Origin of the sequence: Micromonospora sp. NRRL B-16802, assembly GCF_001279555.1 — a bacterium.
Classification (GTDB): Bacteria; Actinomycetota; Actinomycetes; order Mycobacteriales; family Micromonosporaceae; genus Micromonospora; species Micromonospora profundi.
Window position 1 is genome coordinate 1 of record NZ_LGEB01000058.1, and the last position, 18,810, is coordinate 18,810.

Genomic DNA, 18,810 nt, shown 5'->3' on the forward strand with positions numbered 1-18,810 from the left:
GGGTGAGCGCGGGGGCGGGAAGCGCGCAGGGCAGCGGGGAGCGCCGAGGGCGGGGAGGGTAGGAAAGGCAGGAAAGGTAGGAAAGGCAGGAAAGGCAGGTGACGCGGGCGGGCGTGGTGGGGGGATTAGCGGAGGCCGCGGCGTAGCAGTCTTGTGGGTAGCACCGTTGTTGCGGGCGGGGAGTCGTCGCCGGCGATGCGTTGGAAGAGGCGTTCGGTGGCGACCCTCGCCAGCTCCCTCGTGTCGTAGGCGACGACGGTCAACGGCCGGGGCATCAGGTGGGCCAGCTCGAAGTCGTCGAAGCCGACAAGCGCCGCGTCGCTGCCGCGCCGGTGCAGCTCCTGGAGTGCGCCGACGGTCAGCCGGTTGTTGCCGCAGAAGAACGCGGTGGGCGGGTTCGGTAGGTCGAGCAGCGCGGCGACCGCCCGTCCGGCGTCCTCCGGTGCGATCAGCCGGTCGCAGAGCAGCGACCCGTCCGGCTCGATCCCGGCGGCGGCCAGTGCCGTGCGGGCGCCGGCCAGTCGCTCACGCATTGTGGGCACGCTTGGCGCACCGAGCAGAAGGCCCACCCGCCGGTGTCCCTCGTCCAGCAGCGCGCCGACTCCGGCCTGGCCGCCACCCCGGTTGTCCAGCAGGACAGTGTCGGCGAGCAGCCCATGCGGCGGCCGGTCCAGGAAGACCACAGGCATGCCCAACTCGACCTCGCGGCGCAGGAACGAATGGTCGGGGCCTGCCGGCACCACAAGGAGCCCGTCGACCCGGCGCTGGGTGAAATCCTGGAGTACGGCGCGTTCCCGCTCCGGATCCTCCTCGGACGAAGCCGTGATCAGCATGGTGCCGTGGGCGGCGGCGATCTCGGCGGCGACGCTGGCGATCGTGGCGTAGAACGGGTTGGCGATCTCCTCGATGAGCAACCCGACTGTGGCGTTGAGCTGCCGCGAGCGCAGGTTGCGGGCGATGTCGTTGCGCCGGAAACCCAGCTCGGTGATGGCGGCGAGTACCCGCCCCAGTAACTCCTGACCCACCGGCTCGTCGTTTACCACCCGGGAGACGGTCTTCAAGCTGACCCCGGCGTGCCGGGCGACGTCGACCATCGTCGGGCGCCGGCGTACGGCCGGGCGGGTCGGGGTCTGGGTCACAGGGTGGTCCTCCACGGCGGACGCTGGTCAGCGGGCGACAGCGGCGAGCGCGTCGACCGCCTTTCGGGCGGCTATCAGCACCGGATCCCACACCGGCGCGTACGGCGGAGCGTAGCCCAGGTCGAGCGCCGTCATGTCGTCCACCGTCATGCCGTTCCACAACGCCACGGCCAGCGTGTCGATCCGCTTGGCAGCCTCGGACCAGCCGACGATCTGCGCGCCCAGCAAGCGGCCGCTGGGACGCTCCGCGATCAGCTTGACGGTCATCGGCCGGGCACCGGGGTAGTAGCCCGCCCGGCTTGTCGACTCGGCGATCACCGAGATGAAGTCGAAGCCCGCCTCGCTCGCATCCCGCTCGCGCAGACCGGTGCGGCCCACCTCCAGCTCGCAGACCTTCGTCACCGCCGTGCCGATCACACCCGCGAAGGTGGCGTACCCGCCGCCGATGTTGATGCCGGCCACCCGGCCCTGCTTGTTGGCGTGCGTGCCCAGCGGTATGTGCACAGGCATCCCGCTGACCCGGTGCAGCGTCTCCACGCAGTCACCGGCCGCCCAGACCCCGGGAAAGCCCGGCACCCGCATCCGGCGGTCCACCCGGATCCCGCCGGTCGGCCCGATCGGCAGGCCGGCAGCCTCGGCCAGCGCGACGTTCGGGCGTACGCCGAGGCCCAGGACCACGACGTCGGCCGGAATCGGCCCTTCGGCGGTGACCACGGCGGACACCCGGCCGTCCTGCTGTTCAAGGCCGGTGACCGGCAGGCCGGCGCGGATCGTCACACCCAGCCCGCGCATCGCGTCGACGACTAGTTCGGCCATGTCGCTGTCCACAGTCGACATGGGCTGGTCGGACGCCTCGACCAGGGTGACGGACAGGCCGCGCTGGATGAGCGCCTCGGCCATCTCGACGCCGATGTAACCGCCACCGATGACCACTGCCCGGCGCGGCTGCGGCTCCGCGTCCAGCCAGTCGCGCAGTGCCGCCCCGTCGTCGAGGGTCTGCACCCCGAACACGCCGCCGGCGTCGGTCCGCGCCCACGGCGGCTGTGCCGGCGTCGCGCCGGCGGCGTACATCAGCTCGTCGAAGTGCTCGCGGACCTCCCCGCCGCCCTCCAGGTCCCGGGCGACCACCTCGCGGCGTTCCATGTCGATGGCTGTCACCTCGTGGCGCATCCGCACGTCCATGGCGAACTCCGTGCGGAACGTCACCGGCTCCCGGGCGATCAACTGCTCCGGGCCGTCGACCTGACCACTGATCCAGTACGGGATGCCGCACGCCGAGTAGGACGTGAAGTGCCCGCGCTCGAAGACCACGATCTCCAGGTCGTCGGAGCCCCGACGGCGTCGGGCCTGGGAGGCCGCCGACATGCCGGCCGCGTCCCCGCCAATGACGATCAACCGTTGCACCACAGGTTCATCCTGTCACGCTGATCAGCCATGGGTCTGCCGTGCGACGTCCTGCACCACGTCGACGAGCCGCCCGGTGCGGGCGAACACCGCACGCTGTCGTGCCGCGCCCGTGCCGTGCCGGCGCAGCCCGCCCAGCAGATCGGTCACCTCGGCCCAGTCGCCGTGCTGCTCCAGGGCCGGTCGCATCCGCTCCACGAACCGGTCCAGCAGCTCCCAGGCCGGGCGCAGCTCCCCGGTGGTCACGTCGACGGCCTCGCCCTCCAGGCCGTCGTGCGCGGCCCGCCAGTGCGCGCCGACGAGCAGGTGGTGATCGGTCTGCAGGGCGGGGCGGCCGGCCTCGACGTCGTCCATGGCGGTGGCCACCAGGGCGCGGACCAGCGCGGCGACCAGCACGGCGTCGTCCACCGACGGGCACACGTCGCCGATCCGCAGCTCGACGGTCGGGTACTTCGCCGACAGCCGGGCGTACCAGTAGAGCATCCCCTCGTCGAGCATCACGCCGCTGGCGATCAACTGGCGGATCAGCCGCTGGTAGTGCTCATGCGACTCCAACCAGGGCGTCGGCGCCACCGACGGCCAGCGCTCCCACTCCACCGAACGCCAACTGGCATAGCCGGAGTCCTCACCCCGGGAGAACGGGGAGTTTGTGGTGACAGCGTGCAGCAGCGGCAGCCACGGCCGGACGTGGTTGAGCACCTGCACACCGGTGTCCGGGTCGGGAACACCCACGTGCACGTGCATCCCGTTGTTGCCGGGGCCGGGCACGAGCAGCCGGAACCGTTCGATCATCCGGTCGAAGCGTGGCTTGTCCACCACCGGCGGCACCGGCCCGTCCACCGGGCCCGTGCCGATCGCCAACAGCCGGACGCCGGCCCGCTCGGCGGCGTCGGCGAGCGCCTTGCGCAGCACGCCGAGGGAGTGCCGGATCGAGGACAGCTCAAGCCCGGGCGGGCTGCCGATCTCGATCTGGCTGGTCTGGAACTCCCGCTCCACCTGCCCGCGCAACTCCGCCGGCACCTGCTCCAGCACCAGGTCGACGGCGGGAACCGCGGCTCCGGTGTGCGGATCGACGAGCAGGAACTCCTCCTCGACACCGACGGTGAGCAACCCGGTCCCCGCGGCCGAACCGCTGGGCGCCTCCGTCACCTGGCCCGTCATCGCCACACCACCGTCCGCTCCAGCCGATCGCGGGCCGTCCGCGTCGGTCTGTCTGTGGTTACCCGCGGTGGTGACGCCCGGAAACGTGGCGTACGGCGCGTCGCATCGCGTGTCGCGCTTCGGCGCATGGGCCGCGCGTCGCGAATCGGCCGGACTGTGTGACACCGGGTCCTATGCTGAGCGCGTGCCGGTGCCGCTGGGGTTCCTCTGGGTCGCGTGGATGTCCGCGTCCGCCCAGCTCACCCTGCTCGCGGCCGACCCGTCCGACCTGCTGGCGGGCGTCGCGCTGACCGCCCTCGTGCTGCTCACCGCGCTGCTCGCGGCGCGGGTGCCCGGCGGGTCGGGGGCACCGGGTTTCGCACGCGTATGGGCCGGGCTGCGCGCCCGGTCCCGGGGCCGCCGGACGCCCCGACAGATCGATCCGGACGCCGCCGGGCGACCCCGACCCCGCGCACCAGGGCACCCCCTCGCCGCGTAGCGCCACACCGCCGCGCGGCCGATCCCACAGTCACCGGTTCTCCCCGCGCGTACGGCGCCGGGGGAGGACCTCACCGGAATCGGACCGAGGGGTTTCCCATGCTCGCCTTCGCACCGTTGCACACCGTTGTCGGCGCCGCCGGCAGCGCGCTGTCCTGGCTCACCGATCTGCTCGAACCGTTCGCCGGCGGCATGGCGACCGCCGCCGCCATCGTCCTGTTCACCATCGCCGTCCGCCTGCTGATCTCACCGCTGACCGTTGCGCAGGTCCGCGGGGAGCGGCGCCGCGCGGCGCTCGCCCCGCAGGTGCGCGACCTGCAACGCCGGTACGCCGACGACCCGGCGAAGCTTCAGGGTGAGGTGTTCGCGTTGTACCGGTCGGCCGGCGCCAACCCCATTGCCGGCTGCCTGCCGTTGCTGCTCCAGGCGCCGTTCCTGCTGGTGCTGTACCGCCTCTTCACCACAAGCGAGGGTGGCACCGGCCTGCTTGACGAGCGGCTGGCCGGTGTGCCGCTGGGTCATCACCTCAGCGACGGGTTGACGGGTGCGGCCCTGCCGCTCTTCGCAGTCCTGTTGGCAGTGCTGGTGGTGCTGGCGTGGTGGTCGTCGCGGCGCGCACGCCGGGCGTCGGCGGCGGTGGGCACCGTGGCCGGTACGCCTACCGAGGGGCCGGGGGCCGCCACGCTCGGCCGGTTGCTGCCGCTGTTGCCGTTCGCGACAGTGCTGGTGGCGCTGGTGCTGCCGCTGGCCGCGGTGATCTATCTGGTGACCACGACCGCCTGGTCGGTGTTGGAGCAGGTGGCGCTCCGGCGTCCGCAGGCGGTCGCGCAGAGCGACGAGGCAGATCGACGTTGACAACTGCCATGGCGGGACGTACAACTCCTGAGAGAGCGCTCTCTCGACCGTCCCCCGCAGAGAGGCACGTCCATGGCACCTCCTTCGGCGGCCACCACCGCCCCACCCGTTCGACGTCGTCTGCTGGCGTCCGTCCTGCTCGTCGCCACCACCACCGCCCTGGCCGGCGTCACCATGACCGCACAGGCCGCCGTGCCGCCCCCCGCCACCGGCTGGAGCACGGTCTGGAGCGACGACTTCACAGGCGCGGCCGGCACCTTGCCGTCGGCCGCCAACTGGATCATCGACACCGGGTACAACTATCCCGGCGGCCCGGCCAACTGGGGTACCGGCGAGATCCAGCGCTACACCGCCAGCACCGCGAACGTCAGCCACGACGGCAGCGGCAACCTGCGGATCACGCCGCTGCGCGACAGTGCGGGCGGCTGGACCTCCGCCCGTATCGAAACCGTCCGCAGCGACTTCAAGGCCCCGGCCGGTGGCGTGCTCGCCATCGAGGGCCGGATCCAGATGCCGAACGTCACCGGTGCGGCGGCGGCCGGCTACTGGCCCGCGTTCTGGGCGCTCGGCGCTCCCTACCGGGGCAACTACCAGAACTGGCCGGGCATCGGCGAGTTCGACGTGATGGAGAACGTCAACGGCCTCAACTCGGTCTGGGGCGTGCTGCACTGCGGCGTCGCGCCGGGCGGGCCGTGCGACGAGTTCAACGGCATCGGCGCGTCCCGGGCCTGTCCGGGCAGCACTTGCCAGTCCGCGTTCCACACCTACCGGTTCGAGTGGGACGCCTCGACAAGCCCCCAGCAACTGCGCTGGTACGTCGATGGCCAGCTTTACCACACCGTCACCCAGAGCCGGGTCGGTGAGGCGGCCTGGTCGCAGATGACCTCGCACGCGGGCTACTTCCTGCTGCTCAACGTGGCGATGGGTGGGGCGTTCCCGAACGGGGTGGCCGGCAGCGCCACGCCCACCGCGGCGACCGTCCCGGGGCGGCCGATGCTCGTCGACTACGTGGCCGTGTACCGGCGCGGCGGCGGAACCACCCCGCCCACCACGCCGCCGCCGACCACGCCGCCGCCGAGCGGCACGCGGGACGCGTACGGGCAGATCCAGGCCGAGGCGTTCAGCGCGCAGAACGGCGTGATCGTGGAGGCGTGCGCCGAGGGCGGTCAGAACATCGGCGCGCTGCGCAACGGTGACTGGGTGCGCTACGACAACGTCGAGTTCGGCTCCACGTCACCCCGGGACTTCGTGGCCCGGGTGGCCTCCGGCGCCGGCTCCGGGGTGAGCGGGCTGGTCGAGGTGCGGCTGGACAGCCCGACCGCGACGCCCATCGGCAGCTTCGCGATCGGTAACACCGGCGGCTGGCAGAGCTGGACCTCGGTGCCCGGGAACGTCGCCGCGGTGACCGGCCGGCACTCCGTCTATCTCACCTTCACAAGCGGTCAGCCGAACGACTTCGTCAACGTCAACTGGTTCACCTTCCGCCGCTGAGGCAGGGCGTCCGCCGGGTCTCCCACCGCGCCGAGGTGCGGCGGGAGGCCCGGTCGTCCGTGTCGGGGCGCGGTCATTCACGCCGGCCTCTGGACAGGAACAGTTAAGTGTCTTAATAATTAGCGCCAACGTTGACGTACATGAATGCCCAGCCGGGCGTGGAGGGCCGCATGAAGCCTGCCAGATCCCTTGTCCTGTCCCTGGTGACCGTGCTGGCGGCGACGCTCGGCGCGGCCTGGGTGGCGCTGCCCGCGTTCGCCGCCGGCCCGACCGCCAGCTTCGTCAAGACCGCCGAGTGGGGCGCCGGCTGGGAGGGGAAGTACACGATCACCAACGGCGGCAGCTCGACAATCAACGGGTGGAACCTCGTCTTCGACCTGCCGTCCGGCACCGCGCTCGGCAGCTACTGGGACGCGTTGCTCACCTCCGCCGGCCAGCGGCACACCTTCACCAACCGGTCCTGGAACGGCAGCATCGCCCCCGGGGCGTCGGTGTCCTTCGGGTTCCTGGCCAGCGGCTCCGGCTCACCGACCGGCTGCCAGCTCAACGGCGCACCGTGCGGCGGCGGCACCCCACCGACCACCCCGCCTCCCACGACCCCGGCCCCGACGACCCCGCCTCCCACTACGCCGCCTCCCACTACGCCTCCGCCGACCACGCAGCCGCCCACCGGCGGGCTGCCGAAGCACCTGCTCACCGGCTACTGGCACAACTTCGACAACCCGGCGGTCGAGTTGCGGTTGCGCGACGTCCCCACCCAGTACGACCTGGTAGCTGTCGCCTTCGCCGAGGCCACCTCGACGCCGGGCGCGCTCACCTTCGGCGTCGACCCCGGGCTCGCTGCCTCGCTCGGCGGCTACACCGACGCGGACTTCAGCGCCGACGTGCGTACCCTGCACGCCCGGGGCCAGCGGGTCATCCTCTCTGTCGGCGGCGAAACCGGGCGGGTCACTGTCAACGACGCGGCGTCGGCCACGGTGTTCGCCGACACCGCCGCCGCGCTGATCAACCGCTACGGCTTCGACGGCATCGACATCGACCTGGAGAACGGGCTCAACCCGACGTACATGGCGCAGGCCCTGCGAGCGCTCCGCGCCAAGATCGGCGCCGGTCTGATCATCGCGATGGCACCGCAGACGATCGACATGCAGTCCCCGGCCAGCGGCTACTTCAAGCTCGCCCTGGACATCAAGGACATCCTCACCGTCGTCAACACCCAGTTCTACAACTCCGGGGCGATGCTCGGCTGCGACCAGAACGCCGCGTACTCCCAGGGCACCGTGAACTTCATCGTCGCGCTGGCTTGCATCCAACTGGAGGCCGGACTGCGCCCCGACCAGGTCGGCCTCGGCCTGCCCGCCGGCCCGGGCGCGGCCGGTGGCGGCATCGTCGCGCCCAGCGTGGTCAACGCGGCGCTGGACTGCCTGGCCCGCGGCACCAACTGCGGCAGCTTCCGGCCGCCGCGAACCTACCCGGGCATCCGGGGCGCGATGACCTGGTCGGTCAACTGGGACGTCAGCAACGGCAACGGCTTCGCCCGCACGGTCGCACCGCACCTGGACACCCTGCCCTGAGCCGTCCCGACGCCCGCACCGGCGTCGGTACCACCCGTGCGGCCGAGGCCTCACCCGGCCGCACGGGGCGCCATCGCCCGCCGCTTCACCGTCGGGCGACACCCCCCACCACACCGGTCCCTGGAGGCCACGTGAAACTCCGATCCCCCCGCGCGGCGACGTTCGCCGTCGCGCTGGCCGCCGCGCTGGTGGCGACCACCGTCGTCGCGCCGCAGGCCGCGTCCGCCGCCACCGCCGCCTTCGTCCGCACCAGCAGCTGGAGCAGCGGGTACGAGGCGAAGTTCACCGTCACCAACAACACGTCCACGTCGATCACCTCCTGGAACGTCCAGTTCGACCTGCCCGCGGGCAGCACGATCGGGTCGGCCTGGGACGCGGTGGTGAGCAGCTCGGGCCAGCACGTGACTGCCCGCAACCAGTCCTGGAACGGCGCGCTGGGTGCCGGCGCGAGCACCTCGTTCGGCTTCGTCGTCGCCGGCACCGGGGACCCCACCAACTGCACAGTCAACGGCTCACCCTGCGCTGGCGGTCCGACCACCCCGGGTGCCCCCGCCACGCCCGGCGGACTGCGCGTCACCGGCACCACCGCGTCGGCGGTGTCGCTGGCCTGGAACGCGGTGAGCGGCACGGTGACCGGCTACCGCGTGTACGAGGGTTCGACGGTCCGTGCCACTGTCACCGGCACGTCGGCGACGGTGTCCGGCCTGGCCGCCTGCTCGGCGCACAGCTACACGGTCGCCGCGTACAACTCGGCAGGGGAGTCGCCACGGTCGTCGGCTGTCGCCGCGAGCACCACAGGGTGCACCGGCGGCGGCGGTTCGATGGCCGTCGCGCCCTACCTCTACCCGGGTTGGGGTGACCCGCCCGCACCGGCGACAGTCATGTCGGCGACCGGCGTCAAGTGGTTCACCATCGCGTTCGTGCTCTCCGGCGGCGGCTGCACGCCCGCCTGGGACGGTGGCGGCCCGCTCACTGGCGGCGTGCACGCCAACACCATCGCGGCCATTCGGGCGGCAGGCGGCGACGTGATCCCGTCCATCGGCGGCTGGAGCGGCAACAAGCTCGGCCCGAACTGCTCCTCGGCCAGCGCCCTGGCCGGCGCGTACCAACAGGTGATCAACGCGTTCGGGCTCAAGGCGATCGACATCGACATCGAGAACAGCGACGAGTTCGAGAACGAGGTCGTGCAGGACCGGATCCTCGGCGCGCTGAAGATCGTCAAGCAGAACAACCCGGGCCTGAAGACGATCATCACGTTCGGCACCTCGACCACCGGCCCGTCGTACTACGGCACCCGGCTGATCAACCAGGCCGCCGCGCTCGGCGCCAACATCGACACCTTCACGATCATGCCGTTCGACTTCGGTGGCGGGGCCAACATGTACCAGAGCACCGTCAACGCGGCCGAAGGACTGAAGAACACGCTGAAGACGGCCTTCGGCTGGTCCGACGCGACGGCGTACGCCCACATGGGCATCTCCGGCATGAACGGGCTCTCCGACCAGCAGGAGTTGACCACGCCGGCCACCTGGGCCCAGATCCGTGACTGGGCGAAGGCGCGCGGGCTGAGCCGGTTCACGTTCTGGTCGGTCAACCGGGACCGGCCGTGCCCTGGCGGGGGAGTCGTCTCCAACTGCTCCGGCATCGCGCAGAACACGTGGGAGTTCACGTCGATCAGCGCCCAGTTCGGCTGAGGCGGACGCAGATCAGCGACCGGCGGTCACCGACCGCCGGTCGTCGCGTCCCCGGCGCCGGCGGATCTTCCGGATCGCCCAGCTGGCAGTCATGACCACGAAGACCGCGATGATGGCGTAGTTGAACCAGTCGCTGTAGCGCTCGACGTCCTGCCAGCGGCTGCCCAGCAGGTAGCCGGCGCCGACGACGAGGCCGTTCCACACGCCGCTGCCGATCGTGGTGAGCAGGATGAACTCGCCCAGCGGCATCCGGTTCGCCCCGGCCGGGACGGAGACCAGGCTTCGCACCACCGGCACGACCCGGCCGATCAGCACCGCCCACCGGCCGTGCCGCTCGAACCAGCGGTCGGCCTTCTCCAGGTCGTCGCGATCCACGAGCGGGATGTGGTCCAGCCAGCGCTTGAGACGCTCCTCGCCCAGCGCCGCGCCCAGCCAGTAGAGCACCAGCGCGCCGACAAGCGAACCGACCGTCGCGGCGAGCGTCACGAGGAAGACGTTGAACTGGCCCTCGTGGGCCAGGTAGCCGGCCATCGCCAGCACGATCTCGCTGGGGATCGGTGGAATGATGCTCTCCAGCGCCACCAGCAGGGCGACGCCGGCCGGACCCATCGCCTCGATCACGGAGGCCACCCAACCGGTCAACCCGGTGAACTCGGACGGGTCACCCGCCTGGGCGTACGCCATTGGTCGTCCTTCCGGGCCGGCAACGGGGATCAGAACCCTCTACCCCTCGACGGGCCCACGCACACCTGCCCGGTGAGCTGGCCCACCCGCTCGGGCCTCCGCGCGCCGCCCCGGTCGCCCGCCCGGCCATCAGTCTTCGGGGTGCACCGCCGTGTCGGCCGGCCCCTGCCGCCAGCCGGTGAACCGCACGACGAGCCCGGTCCGCGAGGGCGCGCAACAGAACGGGCCCGCGGTGACCTGTGACTCCGGGTCCAGCGGCGTCAGTCGGACGAGTCGCCACGGCTCCTCGTCCACCCGGGCCCGGACGGTGAGCGCGTCGCCGGCCCGGCTGACCCGGACCGTGACCACCCGGTCCGCCCACTCCGGCACCGGTGCCACCGACCAGTCGGAGAACTCCCGCGTCACCACCGCGCCGAGTTGCAGGTCGCCGTCGCTCACCTCGACGCCGGCCTTGGTCCAGGTCCGCTCGTCCACCCACACCAGGACGCCGGCCTGGTCGAACTGCTCGGTGAGTTCGAGGGCGAAGCTCACCTCCATGGCGGTGCCGACAGGCAGCGGCGCGAGCAGGGCCGGGGCGTCCTCGTGGACGAAGCCGTAGCTTGTCCGCCGCCACAGGTCACTCTCGGCCGCGGGCTCGACAAGCAGTTCACCCTTTGGACCGTGCTCGGTGCGCACCGGCGGGTGCAGCCAGGTGCCCCGGACCCAGTCCAACGGCTCACTCGGTGGTACGAGCTCGAACGCCATGAGGGAAACGGTACCCGGCGGGTTTGCCGCGATGATCAATCGGACATGTTTGGACGGCATGGGTGACCGTTGGTATTCCGAAGCCGTTGTCTACTGCCTCGACATCGACACGTTCGCCGACTCCGACGGCGACGGGGTCGGCGACATCCGTGGCCTGATGAGCCGACTGGACTACCTGGCCCGGCTGGGCGTGACGTGTCTGTGGCTGCACCCCATCCACCCCTCGCCCAACCGTGACGACGGGTACGACGTCACCGACTTCTACAACGTGGACCCGCGCTTCGGCACCCTCGGCGACTTCGCCGAGCTGCTGCACCAGGCACAGAACCGGGGCATCCGCGTGATCATCGACCTGGTGGTCAACCACACCTCCGACGAGCACCCGTGGTTCCAGTCCGCCCGATCCTCGCCGGACTCCCCGTACCGCGACTGGTATCTCTGGTCCGACCAGGAGCCAGCGGACCGACACCAGGGCATGGTCTTCCCCGGGGAGCAGAACGAGACCTGGACGTACGACCGCACCGCCAAGGCCTGGTTCTACCACCGCTTCTACAAGTTCCAGCCCGACCTCAACGTGTCAAACCCGCAGGTCCGCGCCGAGATCAAGAAGATCATGTCGTTCTGGCTCCAGCTCGGCGTCTCCGGTTTCCGGATGGACGCGGTGCCGTTCATCATCGAGCTGACCGAGCCGGGCAACCCGAAGTCGCCAAAGGACTTCGAGTTCATCACCGAGCTGCGCCAGCACGTGCAGTGGCGCCGTGGCGACGCCGTCCTGCTGGCCGAGGCGAACGTCGAACCCGACGAACTGCCCACGTTCTTCGGCGACGGCAGCGGCTCCGGCAACCGGATTCACATGCTCTTCGACTTCATGCTCAACGGCCGGCTCGTGCTCGCCCTTGCCCGGCACGACCCGGAGCCGCTGATCGAGGCGTTGCGCGACACCCCGAAGCTGCCGGTCGGCGGGCAGTGGGCCACCTTCCTGCGCAACCACGACGAGATCGACCTGTCCCGGCTGACAACCGAACAACGCAACCAGGTGTACGCCGAGTTCGGCCCGGACGAGAACATGCGCATCTACGACCGGGGGATCCGCCGACGGCTGGCCCCGATGCTCGGCAACGACCGGCGGCGCATCGAGCTGGCGTACGCCCTCCAGTTCTCCATGCGCGGCACGCCGGTGCTGCGCTACGGCGAGGAGATCGGCATGGGGGAGGATCTGTCGCTGCCCGGCCGGGAGGCGATCCGTACCCCGATGCAGTGGTCCTACGCGACGAACGCCGGCTTCTCCACGGCGGACCCGGAGAAGCTTGTCCGCCCGGTCATCGACAAAGGTGAGTTCAGCTACCAGCAGGTAAACGTCACGGCCCAGACCAGCGACACGAAGTCGCTGTTCGCCTGGTTCGAACGCATGATCCGCACGCTGCGCGAGGCGCCCGAGATCGGCTCCGGCTCGACCACCCACATCGACGTATCGATGCCGGCCGGCGTGCTGGCGCACCGGGCGGACGGGCCGACCGGGACCATGGTGTTCGTGCACAACCTCGGCACCGACGACGTCGAAGTGGACCTGAGCAGCCTCGAACCGGAGGCCGACATGCCGATGGACGTGCTCAGCGACCGTGGCTACGGCGAGTTGGGCAAGCTCGGGGCGGTAAAGCTGGCCGGTTACGGCTACCGGTGGATCAGGCTCTGCCGTGGCTCAGCCTGGTGACCTCGGCCGGAAGGCTCCGGGGTTAAGCTCCTTCGATCGACCCCAAGTTACCCGGAGGTAGTCATGTCGGAGCCCCGCGTCGCCATCGTCACCGGAGCCGCACGCGGTATCGGTGCGGCCACCGCCCAGCGGCTGGCCGCCGACGGGATGGCAGTCGCCGTCGTCGACATCGACGAGTCGACCACCAAGGAGACGGTAGAGGCCATCACCGGCGCGGGCGGTCGCGCCCTCGGCGTGGGTGCCGACGTGTCCGACCGGGCACAGGTCGAGGCTGCCGTCGAGCGGGTCGCCGCCGAGTTGGGCGCGCCCACAGTGCTTGTGAACAACGCAGGCGTGCTCCGCGACAACCTGCTGTTCAAGATGACCAACTCCGACTGGGACACGGTCATGGGGGTGCACCTGCGTGGCGCGTTCCTGTTCAGCCAGGCCGCTCAGAAGCACATGGTGGAGCGCAAGTGGGGGCGGATCGTCAACCTCTCCAGCACCTCCGCCCTGGGCAACCGGGGCCAGGCGAACTACGCCGCCGCCAAGGCGGGCCTCCAGGGCTTCACCAAGACGCTCGCCATCGAGCTGGGGCCGTTCGGGGTGACAGCCAACGCGGTCGCCCCCGGTTTCATCGTCACCGACATGACGGCGGCCACCGCCGCCCGGATGAAGGTCGACTTCGAGGACTTCCAGAAGCACGCCGCCGCCGAGATCCCGGTCCGCCGCCCGGGCCGCCCGGAGGACGTCGCGCACACCATCTCGTTCCTGACCAGCGAGGGCGCGGGGTTCGTCTCCGGCCAGGTCATCTACGTCGCCGGTGGCCCGCGGGCCTGATGGTTCTCCCGACGAGGACGCACCCTGCACCAGGGAGCGTCCTCGTCGTGCATTTGGCGGGCCGCGTTCGTGCGGTCGGGCCGCGTTCGTGCGGTCAGGCCGGGTCGCGGCGGGTTCGCCAGAGCCAGAACAGGCCGAGCACCGGCAGCACCAGCGGGATGTAGCCGTATCCGCTGCCGAACTGCGACCACACCGTCTCGTCGGGGAAGAGTTCCCTGTCGACCAGGCTCAGGACGCCGACCGTGACGACCCCGACCAGCTCCACCGCGCAGCAGGCGAGCGCCACGCGCCGGCCGGCGTGGCCGGCACGGGCCAGCCCCACCGCGGCCACGATGTAGATGAGCGCGGCGACAGCGGAGAGCAGGTACGCCACCGGCGCCTCGTCGAACTTCGTGGCGATCTGGAGGCCGGCCCGGCTGGTCGCCGCGATAGCGAAGATCAGGTAGACGGCGATCAGCAGGCGGCCCGGACCGCTGTTCGTGGCGCGGCGGGTCGGCTGTGTCTCAACCACCGAGCACCTCCCAGGTCTGTTGCAACCGGACCACCACCACCGGGGTCACCAGGCAGACCGCGCAGACGATCGCGGAACCCCACCGGGTCGGCTCCATCCGGGCCAGCACCCAGGCCAGCGGTGGCAGGCAGACCAGCGTGGCCAGATAGCCGAAGAACGCGCCGGGCTCACCAGGTCGGTCGCCACCACCGATCGCGACGAGCGCGAGCACGCTCAGGACGACCAGCGCCAGCTCCAGCAGGGCCAGACCGGCGAACTGCACCCGGTCCGGTGGCCGCTGACGTATCGCCACGACCAGCGCCCACACCGCGACGAGCAGCGACAGCACGATCGATACCGTCGCGATGATCCCGTCCACCGGGGAGTTGGCCGCCGCCGCGCTGGTCATCGGCCCCACCCGATCGTTGCCTCGGTCACCGGCACAGCCTACTAACCGTCGTAGTACCCCACGATCCTGCCTCGCTGTCGTCGGTTGAGTGTCGTCGCGTTCCCCGACGCGGGCAGCGCAACAGCTTCCATCCGGAGCGCTCTCGGCACCGGTCGCCACGACCACCCGGGCGCTGCGTTGGTCAACCCGCCGCCGGCACGCCCGGTGCGGCGACTAGCGTGGATCAGGGCCGTGGCGTCGCCGCGGTGGGGACGACGGCGGAGGTACACGTGCTGCGGTTCGGCTTGTTCGGCACCGGTCACTGGGCGATCGAGACGCACGGGAAGGCGCTGCACGCACACCCGGACGCGGAACTCGTCGGGGTGTGGGGGCGCAACCCGGAGCGGGCCGCCTCGCTCGGCGAGATGTACGGGGTGCCGACGTACAACGACATCGACGCCCTCATCGAGCAGTGCGAGGCCGTCGCCGTCGCGCTGCCGCCGGACATCCAGGCCGACATCGCGGTACGGGCGGCCACTGCCGGCCGGCACCTGCTGCTGGACAAGCCGCTGGCGCTCACCGTCGAGGACGCCGACCGTGTCGTCGCCGCAGCCGAGGCGTCCGGAGTTGCCTCGGTCGTCTTCTTCACCCAGCGGTTCCAACCGAACGTCACAGCGTTCCTCGCCGCGACCGCCGCAGCCGGAGGCTGGCAGCACGGGCGGACCACCGCGTTCGCGTCGATCTTTCAGGACGGCAGCCCGTACGGCGGCTCGCTGTGGCGGCGGGAGCACGGCGCGCTCTGGGACATCGCCCCGCACGCGCTCTCGATCCTCCTGCCGGTGCTCGGCCGGGTGACCCAGGTGGCCGCCATGGACGGTCCGAGCGGCATGGTGCACCTGCTGTTCACCCACGAGGGCGGCGCCACCAGCAGTGCCGCGCTGTCCCTGGACGCCCCGCGCGAGGCGATGGCCCGCGAGTTCGTGTTCTACGGCGAGAACGGCATCGAAACCGTTCCGCACGGCGAGTACGACGCCGCCACCGCATTCGGGGTGGCAATCGACCAGCTCATCGAGCAGGTGCGCGCCGGCACCCGCGACCACCGCTGCGACGTCCGCTTCGGCCGCGAGGTGGTCACCATCCTCGCTGCCGCCGAATCCGCCCGCACCACCTCCCGCACAGTCCCCCTCCCGTAACCCCCCGTCCTCTCCCGCCCCGCCCCCACCCTCTCGTGTTGATCATGAGGTTAGCGGGGCCTGGAGCGCCGCTCCGGCCCGCCAACCTCATGATCAACGAGGTGATGAGAGGCGCGCGGTGGGGCGGGAAATCGGTGGGGTTGCGGGTGGGGGATCGGTAGGGTGCGGGCATGTTCACGCATGCACTGATCGAGGGGGCCGTTGCGCCGGCCGCCTGGGGCGCCCTGCTGGTGTCCCGTCCGCGAGTCCGGCGTCCGGCCCTGGCCGGCCGGGACGCGACCCGCCGCTGATCGGTCCACCCACGCGGTTGGCCGGGGCCCAGCCCCACCACCGCTGATCGACTCACGTCCACGGCAAGCATCGTGCTGCCGAACTTTCGCGTACCCGTGTCATCGCCCAGGGCCGTCCGAGTCCCGATTCCTTCGGACAGGCCCGCAATGACGGCTGCCTGTCCAGCCCGTCGCCGAACGGCGACAGACAGGACGACGACCCGTGGCGCCCCGCAACTCCCGATCAACCGAACGTGACCGATCCCGTCGCGTACTCAGCCAGAACTTCCTCGTCGACAGGTCGGCCGTACAGCGGCTGGTACGCGCCGCCGACCCCGACCCGGCCGGGCCCGTGCTGGAGGTCGGTGCCGGCCGAGGCCAGCTGACCCGGCCGCTCGCCGCACGCTGTGGGCACCTGACGGCGTACGAGGTCGACCCGGCCGCCGGCCGGGAGCTGGCAGCGGTCTGTGCCGCCCTGCCCAATGTCGAGCACCGGCAGGCAGACTTCCTGGCCGCCGAGCCTCCACCGGAGCCGTTCGCTGTGGTCGGCAACATCCCGTGGTCGCTGACCTCCGCCGTGGTGCGGTGGTGCCTGGCCGCGCCCCGGTTACGCTCGGCCACCCTGCTGACCCAACTGGAGTACGCCCGGCGGCGCAGCGGCGACTACGGCCGGTGGACCCGGCTCACAGTGTCGACGTGGCCGGAGGTCGACTGGCGTCTCGCAGGGCGCGTGCCGCGTACCGCGTTCCGTCCGGTGCCCGCCGTGGACGCCGGGATCCTGCGGATCGAACGGCGCGCGGAACCGCTGCTGCCGTGGGCGGCACTGCCGGCGTACCGGCGATTGGTGTCGGTGGGTTTCGAGGGCTTGGGCGGGTCGCTTGCCGCGTCCCTGCGCCGGCACCACCCGCCGGCCCGGGTCGCCGCGGCTCTGCGGGCCACGCGGATCGCGGCCGACACCCCTGTCGGGTACGTGTGGCCGGAGCAGTGGCTGGTGCTGTTCCGCCTGCTGCACGCTCGCTGACGCCCGGGGCCCGGGACCGCGAGCAGAGGTGGGCCCGGGCCCTGGTCCGGGGCCGTTTCAGGAGAGGGTGGTCAGCGCGGCGGCGAGCTCGTCCGGCGACTCGAACTGCTCCGCCGGCAACGCCTGCACCATCTGCAACAACACCGTGCTGGCCCCGTTCTCCTGCGCCCAGCGGAACAGGTCCTCGCGGGAGACCGGGTAGTCGAGCCCGGCCAGGTACTCCTGCAACTGCAGCCCGGTGACGGTCATGCCGGGCTGGCTACCCGCTCGCCCCGGGCGTACACCGGGGCGAGCCGGGTGGCGGCGGCCCGTCGCCGGACCGCGAACGACGCGCCCGGCGGCCGGCTCGCCAGCGCGGTCAAAGCCGCCGGTCGCGCGGCGTGTCGGCCCACGGCGCGCCGACGGTTTGTCGAAGCGGTCGCCGGGTAGCCGCTGCCATGCTGGTTCAGCGGCTCGGCGCGCCGAGCGACTTCGACCCGTTGCTGGAGCGCGTACGGGACTCCCGGGTGGTGATGATCGGCGAGTCCACCCACGGCAGCTACGACTACTACCGGTTGCGTGAGCAGCTGACCCGCCGGCTGATCGCGGAGTGCGGTTTCTCGTTCGTGGCCGTGGAGGGCGACTGGCCCGACTGCGACCGGGTGCACCGCTCGGTCACCGCCGCGCCGGGCGGGGCGCTGGAGCCGCAGAACGCACTCGAACGCTTCGAGCGGTGGCCGACGTGGATGTGGGCGAACGCCGAGGTGGCGCGGTTCTGCAGCTGGTTGCGGGCCTGGAATCTGGAGAGGCCGGAGCAGCAGCGGGCCGGGTTCCACGGGCTCGACGTGTACAGCCTCTGGGAGTCGATGCAGGCGATCTTCGACTACCTGGGGGAGGAGGACCCGAAGTCGCTGGAGGCGGCGCAGGACGCGTACCGGTGCTTCGAGCCGTACGGCAAACGGGTCGAGGATTACGGCGCGGCCAGCCGCTTCGTCTCCGCGCGGTGCGAGGAGGAGGTGATCCGGCTGCTGGCGCGTACCCGGGAACACGCTCTCGCCGACGGCCCGGACCGCTTCTCGGCCTGGCAGAACGCCGAGGTGGTGGCCGGCGCGGAACGGTATTACCGGGCGATGGTCGCCGGTGGCCCGGATTCCTGGAACATCCGCGACACCCACATGCAGGACACCCTGGATCGGCTGCTGCAACGGTACGGCCCGGACGCCCGCGGGATCGTCTGGGCGCACAACACGCACGTCGGGGACGCGCGGGCCACCGACATGGCCGCGGACGGGATGGTCAACATCGGGCAGTTGGCCCGGGAGCGGCACGGCGACGACGCGGTGACGCTTATCGGGTTCGGCACCTATCGGGGCACTGTGATCGCCGCTCCCCGCTGGGGCTCGCCGCCGGAGCCGATGGTGGTGCCGCCGGCGCGGGAAGGTTCGGTGGAGCGGCGGTTGCACGAGCTGATGCCGGACCGGGCGGTCCTCGTCTTCGATGGCGACCAGCCGGGCTGGGTCACCGACACGGCGGACCACCGGGCGATCGGTGTGGTCTACGACCCGTCGTTCGAGTCCTGGGGCAACTACGTGCCGACGCGGCTCGGTGAACGCTACGACGCGTTGATCTGGTGCGACGAGACAACAGCCCTACACCCGCTGCCGGTCCCCGCGGCCCCAGGGGAGATGGAGACGTACCCGGCCGGGGTGTAACGGCC

Annotated in this window: 18 protein-coding genes; 10 read left to right on the forward strand and 8 right to left on the reverse strand. The window is 71.3% G+C overall.

Going from position 1 to position 18,810, the window contains the following annotated elements; genetic code table 11:
* Positions 1-125 precede the first annotated feature (125 nt).
* From ADK66_RS14670 to ADK66_RS14680, 3 genes are all read right to left on the reverse strand, one after another.
* On the reverse strand, positions 126-1,094 hold the full coding sequence (locus ADK66_RS14670) for a LacI family DNA-binding transcriptional regulator (protein WP_053655670.1): 969 nt from the start codon (positions 1,092-1,094) through the stop codon (positions 126-128).
* Positions 1,095-1,166: 72 nt separating this feature from the next.
* On the reverse strand, positions 1,167-2,546 hold the full coding sequence (locus tag ADK66_RS14675) for an FAD-dependent oxidoreductase (RefSeq protein WP_053655604.1): 1,380 nt from the start codon (positions 2,544-2,546) through the stop codon (positions 1,167-1,169).
* Between the two features lie 21 nt (positions 2,547-2,567).
* Positions 2,568-3,704, reverse strand: coding sequence for a glutamate--cysteine ligase (locus ADK66_RS14680; RefSeq protein ID WP_053655605.1), 1,137 nt, complete (start codon positions 3,702-3,704; stop codon positions 2,568-2,570).
* 184 nt (positions 3,705-3,888) lie between these two features.
* On the opposite strand from ADK66_RS14680, the gene ADK66_RS14685 reads away from it, so the two are divergent.
* The 5 genes from ADK66_RS14685 to ADK66_RS14705 all read left to right on the forward strand — a co-directional run bounded on the left by ADK66_RS14685 (position 3,889) and on the right by ADK66_RS14705 (position 9,795).
* On the forward strand, positions 3,889-4,182 hold the full coding sequence (locus tag ADK66_RS14685) for a DUF6412 domain-containing protein (RefSeq protein ID WP_231640037.1): 294 nt from the start codon (positions 3,889-3,891) through the stop codon (positions 4,180-4,182).
* Positions 4,183-4,280: 98 nt separating this feature from the next.
* Positions 4,281-5,036 (forward strand): membrane protein insertase YidC, encoded by a 756-nt coding sequence (locus ADK66_RS14690; RefSeq protein WP_053655606.1) that lies wholly within the window; start codon positions 4,281-4,283, stop codon positions 5,034-5,036.
* Positions 5,037-5,108: 72 nt separating this feature from the next.
* A complete protein-coding gene (locus tag ADK66_RS14695) occupies positions 5,109-6,527 on the forward strand; it encodes a carbohydrate-binding protein (protein WP_053655607.1) in 1,419 nt (472 codons plus the stop codon).
* A gap of 170 nt (positions 6,528-6,697) precedes the next feature.
* A complete protein-coding gene (locus ADK66_RS14700; protein WP_053655608.1) occupies positions 6,698-8,101 on the forward strand; it encodes a chitinase in 1,404 nt (467 codons plus the stop codon).
* Positions 8,102-8,232: 131 nt separating this feature from the next.
* Entirely contained in the window at positions 8,233-9,795 is a 1,563-nt protein-coding gene (locus ADK66_RS14705) for a cellulose binding domain-containing protein (protein WP_053655609.1), read from the forward strand.
* A gap of 12 nt (positions 9,796-9,807) precedes the next feature.
* Here ADK66_RS14705 and ADK66_RS14710 read toward each other — a convergent pair whose 3' ends face one another.
* The gene (locus tag ADK66_RS14710; RefSeq protein ID WP_053655610.1) at positions 9,808-10,479 is read right to left on the reverse strand and encodes a DedA family protein; all 672 of its coding nucleotides are present in this window, start codon (positions 10,477-10,479) and stop codon (positions 9,808-9,810) included.
* A 129-nt stretch (positions 10,480-10,608) separates the two neighbouring features.
* Positions 10,609-11,223 carry a DUF1349 domain-containing protein gene (locus ADK66_RS14715; protein WP_053655611.1) on the reverse strand — a complete coding sequence of 205 codons (615 nt, stop codon included), beginning with the start codon at positions 11,221-11,223 and terminating at the stop codon, positions 10,609-10,611.
* A gap of 58 nt (positions 11,224-11,281) precedes the next feature.
* Between ADK66_RS14715 and ADK66_RS14720 the strand changes: the two genes are divergently transcribed.
* Together ADK66_RS14720 and fabG are read left to right on the forward strand one after the other, a co-directional pair.
* Positions 11,282-12,934 carry an alpha-amylase family protein gene (locus ADK66_RS14720; protein ID WP_053655612.1) on the forward strand — a complete coding sequence of 551 codons (1,653 nt, stop codon included), beginning with the start codon at positions 11,282-11,284 and terminating at the stop codon, positions 12,932-12,934.
* A 63-nt stretch (positions 12,935-12,997) separates the two neighbouring features.
* Complete coding sequence (gene fabG / locus ADK66_RS14725) at positions 12,998-13,753, forward strand: 3-oxoacyl-ACP reductase FabG (RefSeq protein ID WP_053655613.1); 756 nt, start codon at positions 12,998-13,000, stop codon at positions 13,751-13,753.
* A gap of 94 nt (positions 13,754-13,847) precedes the next feature.
* Here fabG and ADK66_RS14730 read toward each other — a convergent pair whose 3' ends face one another.
* Together ADK66_RS14730 and ADK66_RS14735 are read right to left on the reverse strand one after the other, a co-directional pair.
* Positions 13,848-14,264, reverse strand: a complete 417-nt coding sequence (locus ADK66_RS14730; RefSeq protein WP_053655614.1) for a hypothetical protein — start codon at positions 14,262-14,264, stop codon at positions 13,848-13,850.
* Positions 14,257-14,652: a hypothetical protein gene (locus ADK66_RS14735; RefSeq protein WP_053655615.1), complete on the reverse strand. Its 396-nt coding sequence runs from the start codon at positions 14,650-14,652 to the stop codon at positions 14,257-14,259. Before ADK66_RS14735 ends, ADK66_RS14730 begins: the two co-directional genes overlap by 8 nt.
* 272 nt (positions 14,653-14,924) lie before the next feature.
* Between ADK66_RS14735 and ADK66_RS14740 the strand changes: the two genes are divergently transcribed.
* Together ADK66_RS14740 and erm are read left to right on the forward strand one after the other, a co-directional pair.
* Positions 14,925-15,824, forward strand: a complete 900-nt coding sequence (locus tag ADK66_RS14740; RefSeq protein WP_053655674.1) for a Gfo/Idh/MocA family protein — start codon at positions 14,925-14,927, stop codon at positions 15,822-15,824.
* 492 nt (positions 15,825-16,316) lie between these two features.
* The gene (erm, locus tag ADK66_RS14745; RefSeq protein ID WP_053655616.1) at positions 16,317-17,114 is read left to right on the forward strand and encodes an ErmE/ErmH/ErmO/ErmR family 23S rRNA (adenine(2058)-N(6))-methyltransferase; all 798 of its coding nucleotides are present in this window, start codon (positions 16,317-16,319) and stop codon (positions 17,112-17,114) included.
* A gap of 57 nt (positions 17,115-17,171) precedes the next feature.
* Here the strand turns inward: erm and ADK66_RS14750 are convergent, their stop codons facing one another.
* Positions 17,172-17,363, reverse strand: a complete 192-nt coding sequence (locus ADK66_RS14750; RefSeq protein ID WP_053655617.1) for a DUF2795 domain-containing protein — start codon at positions 17,361-17,363, stop codon at positions 17,172-17,174.
* Between the two features lie 188 nt (positions 17,364-17,551).
* Here ADK66_RS14750 and ADK66_RS14755 point away from each other — a divergent pair, with 188 nt between their 5' ends.
* On the forward strand, positions 17,552-18,805 hold the full coding sequence (locus ADK66_RS14755; protein WP_053655618.1) for an erythromycin esterase family protein: 1,254 nt from the start codon (positions 17,552-17,554) through the stop codon (positions 18,803-18,805).
* The last annotated feature ends 5 nt before the right edge of the window (positions 18,806-18,810 follow it).

Excerpts from the sequence above, each read along its gene's own strand:
- ADK66_RS14700 (WP_053655608.1), top strand. The coding sequence starts at position 6,698 with ATGAAGCCTGCCAGATCCCTTGTCCTGTCCCTGGTGACCGTGCTGGCG.
- ADK66_RS14695 (WP_053655607.1), top strand. The coding sequence starts at position 5,109 with ATGGCACCTCCTTCGGCGGCCACCACCGCCCCACCCGTTCGACGTCGT.
- ADK66_RS14735 (WP_053655615.1), bottom strand. The coding sequence starts at position 14,652 with ATGACCAGCGCGGCGGCGGCCAACTCCCCGGTGGACGGGATCATCGCG.
- ADK66_RS14710 (WP_053655610.1), bottom strand. The coding sequence starts at position 10,479 with ATGGCGTACGCCCAGGCGGGTGACCCGTCCGAGTTCACCGGGTTGACC.
- ADK66_RS14750 (WP_053655617.1), bottom strand. The coding sequence starts at position 17,363 with ATGACCGTCACCGGGCTGCAGTTGCAGGAGTACCTGGCCGGGCTCGAC.
- ADK66_RS14690 (WP_053655606.1), top strand. The coding sequence starts at position 4,281 with ATGCTCGCCTTCGCACCGTTGCACACCGTTGTCGGCGCCGCCGGCAGC.
- ADK66_RS14715 (WP_053655611.1), bottom strand. The coding sequence starts at position 11,223 with ATGGCGTTCGAGCTCGTACCACCGAGTGAGCCGTTGGACTGGGTCCGG.
- ADK66_RS14670 (WP_053655670.1), bottom strand. The coding sequence starts at position 1,094 with ATGGTCGACGTCGCCCGGCACGCCGGGGTCAGCTTGAAGACCGTCTCC.
- ADK66_RS14720 (WP_053655612.1), top strand. The coding sequence starts at position 11,282 with ATGGGTGACCGTTGGTATTCCGAAGCCGTTGTCTACTGCCTCGACATC.
- ADK66_RS14680 (WP_053655605.1), bottom strand. The coding sequence starts at position 3,704 with ATGACGGGCCAGGTGACGGAGGCGCCCAGCGGTTCGGCCGCGGGGACC.
- fabG (WP_053655613.1), top strand. The coding sequence starts at position 12,998 with ATGTCGGAGCCCCGCGTCGCCATCGTCACCGGAGCCGCACGCGGTATC.
- ADK66_RS14755 (WP_053655618.1), top strand. The coding sequence starts at position 17,552 with ATGCTGGTTCAGCGGCTCGGCGCGCCGAGCGACTTCGACCCGTTGCTG.